The sequence below is a fragment of the Dapis brunnea BLCC-M229 genome, from assembly GCF_050015995.1.
Taxonomy (GTDB): Bacteria; Cyanobacteriota; Cyanobacteriia; order Cyanobacteriales; family Microcoleaceae; genus Trichodesmium.
Genome location: NZ_JBNHEP010000292.1, coordinates 294 through 3,342 on the forward strand (window position 1 = coordinate 294; position 3,049 = coordinate 3,342).

General features: G+C 37.7%; 3 protein-coding genes. 2 read left to right on the forward strand and 1 reads right to left on the reverse strand.

What is annotated here, in order from left to right; genetic code table 11:
* Positions 1 to 491, forward strand: a 491-nt coding sequence (locus ACP6PM_RS33610; RefSeq protein ID WP_426591190.1) for a phage tail protein, incomplete at its 5' end; no start/stop codon positions are given.
* 521 nt (positions 492 to 1,012) lie between these two features.
* Complete coding sequence (gene msrA / locus ACP6PM_RS33615) at positions 1,013 to 1,546, forward strand: peptide-methionine (S)-S-oxide reductase MsrA (protein ID WP_426591191.1); 534 nt, start codon at positions 1,013 to 1,015, stop codon at positions 1,544 to 1,546.
* A gap of 555 nt (positions 1,547 to 2,101) precedes the next feature.
* Here msrA and ACP6PM_RS33620 read toward each other — a convergent pair.
* Positions 2,102 to 2,863: a dienelactone hydrolase family protein gene (locus tag ACP6PM_RS33620; protein ID WP_426591192.1), complete on the reverse strand. Its 762-nt coding sequence runs from the start codon at positions 2,861 to 2,863 to the stop codon at positions 2,102 to 2,104.
* Between the last annotated feature and the right edge of the window lie 186 nt (positions 2,864 to 3,049).

The following is a 3,049-nucleotide window of genomic DNA, read 5'->3' on the forward strand; positions in this document are numbered from 1 at the left end:
GTGCCACTGGTCCTGCTGGTCCTCCTGGTGCTCCTGGTGCTACTATCCCAACTTTCCCTATCGGCTACATAATTGCTGGAGACAACGCTCCTGCAGACTTTTTAACAGGAGAAATTGTTTTATGGCCTGGTCTATCTGTGCCACCAGGTTTCTTCTCTCTTCAAGGTCAAGTGTTGCCGATCGCTGGGAATCAGCAGCTATTTAATGTAGTGGGTAATCAGTTTTTTGGAGGCGATGGAGTTACAACCTTTGCACTGCCTGATTTAGTTAACATTAGTCCAGTTGGTCGTACCCTTACTCCAACAGATAATCTCACAGGTACATTGTTCGTTGAGTTCCCTACTGATAGCGGTAATTTTATACCTGCAGACGAAGTACCCAATGCAGTTGTAGAGGGTGAAAATTTGGGTGTCGCCGATCCAACTGTGACACTTCAATCGTTGAACTTAGGAGAACGACAAGTTCAGCAATTGGCATTTGCTGGTGAATAAAATAGCTAATAAAGCTAAACTGCTATTGGTAGATTTCTGCTCAGAGAAATCTGATAGCTGATTTCAACTGATCAGATATCACAACAAACTAATAATTAAACCTTGCAGTTTACAAGAACTTGCAAGGTTTTTTTGAGCTGAAAAATTGGAATTTTATTCAATTTATGCAAATTTTTAGAAGGATGATGTATCTAGTCAATTACAAATCAATTATCATGCCTAATTTATCCAAAGTAAATTGAAAAACTCTACTTATTGACTTGATTGCTCTGTAATAGAATAGATTTTCGTTAAAGCTAAAAACCTTAAATTATTGAGCTTGGGTTGAGAAATATAGTTTGCTTCCCACAGAATAAACCAAAATTTTCAGACGTTTTATTGGGTTTATCCTGCCAATAAATTTTCCTAGCAGTTTGTTCAACAAAGGTTCACGACTATCTCGATCTAAAACCTATTGCTCTCTAATCAGTTTACAATGAATATCTAATGCAAATAAAAGCTAAAGTTTGGAGACGAAAATAATGTTAGATACAATCGTATTAGGTGGCGGATGTTTCTGGTGCGTAGAATCTGTCTTTTTGTCTGTGGCAGGGGTAAAAGAAGCAGAGTCTGGTTATGCTGGAGGAAATACTAAAAATCCTGACTACAGGTCTATATGTTCTGGACAAACTGGCCATGCTGAAGTGGTAAAAGTCTCCTTTGACACTGAGAAAATATCACTGCGTGAAATCTTAGAAATATTTTTTGTGACTCACGACCCCACAACACTAAATAGACAAGGAAATGATGTTGGTACTCAGTATCGTTCAATTATTATGTGTCATTCCCAAGAACAAAAAGATATTGCTCAAGAAGTAATTTCAACTTTGGATAATAATGGCACATTTAAAAATCCTATTGTCACTGAAGTAGTTGATTTGAAGGATTATTATAGAGCTGAGGAATATCATCAAAACTATTTTAATAAAAATCCTTATCAACCTTATTGTGTATTTTCAATTCCTCCCAAGTTGCAAAAACTCAAGAAATATTTCCCAGATAAAGTATCTGCCTAATTGCCTAATATAGTTATCCTATCTTAGTTAAAAAGGGAGGTTCGATGGAACCTTCCTAATTGTAATAGACAGGGACTTGAATGCAGCGATAAATATAAAAAATAGGGCGGTATTTGATTCCGTTCTTAAAGCTCGTGGAGCCCGATGCAATGGCAGGGCTGCGAAAGGAGAAGTCCAGACTATAGCGCCAGCTTAGTGTGGGAGTATGTAACAAAAAACTAATATATAGCAGTTCCTAGGACATCTAGAACATTCTCGCTTCTTTCAAATTTAGTCCGTGCTGCAAATTTAGGGGCGAATGGCGATTTACCCCTACTTCTGACTTCGGCTATAATTCTGGGGATATCTATTAGACATCTCTAATAGTAAAAAATCAAGTCAATTATTACACTAAATAAGATAGGTAGGCACGAAAAAAACTAACTATGTAACAAAAAGTAAAGTAGCTCTAAAAGCTCTTCCCTTCTGCCTTCTGCCCTCTGCCTTCTGCCTTCATATAACAATAAATTTTAACGCCTACCTACTTATATCATATCAATTCTTTCCCCCTGCTCCCTATTCCCTACTCCCTACTCCCTTATTCCCAAACACACGATTAAAGAAAGGTATAATTTCAGACCAAGCTGAAGTAGTTGCAACAGAGTCATAACGATAACCATCATCACGCATGAAAGTATGCTCTGCTTCATATAAGAAAATTTTGTGAGTTACACCAGTTTGCTCCAAAGTTTTAATCACAGTTTGGCGATCGCCTTCTGGTGTATGAGGGTCTTGACTACCAAAGACAATAAGTATTTCACCTTCAATTTCACTTACTCGTTTAATAGTATCAGCTACCCCCTTACCTAACTTCCCACTAGGAATGCCAGTGGGATAACAACAAACTGTAGCTTTAATATCTTTTTCAAAAGCAGCGCGGAAAGCTAAATGGCCGCCAATACAAAAACCCATAGCACCTATTTTATCCGCAGCAACAGAACTTTCTGCTTTGAGAAATTCAATCGCAGCTCTGGTATCTGCATCATACTCAGGCACTGCTGTTCGACGAGCATTATCATTACCCCGTATCCGCCCCAGGTCATCTGGCTCAATGACGAGACCTATTGGCTCAGTTCGGTGAAAAATTTCTGGGGCAGCAACTACATAACCATATCCCGCCAAATAGTTAGCTAGACGAATTATTGGGCCTCCTAACTGATAGATATCGCTGTAAAATACAATACCTGGGTAAATTCCTGGTGCTTTGGGAGTTGCTACATATACACGCATTAAACTGTCATCAACGATTAAATTAACGTTACGTTTAGTAATTTGCACCTATTACCTCCATTGTTGTACCCAAGAATTTTTTTACAACACTACCTTACATTTTTGAAGCTTATTATGAACCTTTCTTCAGAATTGACTTATATATTTGAATAAATATTTGCTACATATTCTTGTTCCATATATACACGCATTAAACTGTCATCAACGATTAAATTAACGTTACGTTTAGTAATT